This window comes from Acidiplasma aeolicum (assembly GCF_001402945.1).
In the GTDB taxonomy this organism is placed as follows: domain Archaea; phylum Thermoplasmatota; class Thermoplasmata; order Thermoplasmatales; family Thermoplasmataceae; genus Acidiplasma; species Acidiplasma aeolicum.
In genome coordinates this window covers 1-625 of the sequence record NZ_LKBG01000204.1, presented here as the reverse complement: position 1 = coordinate 625, position 625 = coordinate 1, and the positions used below count along the sequence as shown (strand labels likewise).

The following is a 625-nucleotide window of genomic DNA, read 5'->3' as shown; positions in this document are numbered from 1 at the left end:
TATAAATTTTATTAAAAAAAATTATATTCTATTTTTCTATTATAAACAATGAAGGTTGTGGATGGTCATAAAAGGGAGAATATACATTTTAAGTGGACTAAAAATTTGAAGCCCATAGAATATATAGATTCTAATGAGACATTCAGAATAAAAATACCGGATTCCTCAACAGACCAGATTAAAGAATATTTCACAGATGATGATGCCAAAAATATAGATGCTTCAATGCTTGATGCTGCAGTGGGTCCATTTTTTGTAAACAATGCCGAACCAGGGGATACATTAAAGGTAACAATAAATAACTTAGAGACCGGTAATTTTGGCTGGTCCCAGACACTGCATAATTTCGGCCTTCTTTCAGAGGAATTTTCAGATGAATTAATAATATGGGAAATAAGGAACAATAAAATTAGAAGCAGAAGAAAAAATTTTCTTGAAGATATGTCTTTCGATGCAAGACCCTTTTTGGGCATAATAGGCACTGCACCACAATCCGGTGAGTTTCCCATGATTCCACCGCAGAGTTTTGGAGGCAATATGGACAACAGGCATTTAAAAAAAGGCTCTGTGCTTTATTTGCCAGTGAATGTATCTGGGGCATTAATATCATTTGCTGATCCACATG

At 34.4% G+C, this 625-nt stretch carries 1 protein-coding gene; it reads left to right on the top strand.

Going from position 1 to position 625, the window contains the following annotated elements; genetic code table 11:
- Positions 1–48: 48 nt before the first annotated feature.
- A partial coding sequence (locus AOG54_RS04545) for an acetamidase/formamidase family protein (protein ID WP_201779321.1) occupies positions 49–625 on the top strand: 577 nt, incomplete at its 3' end.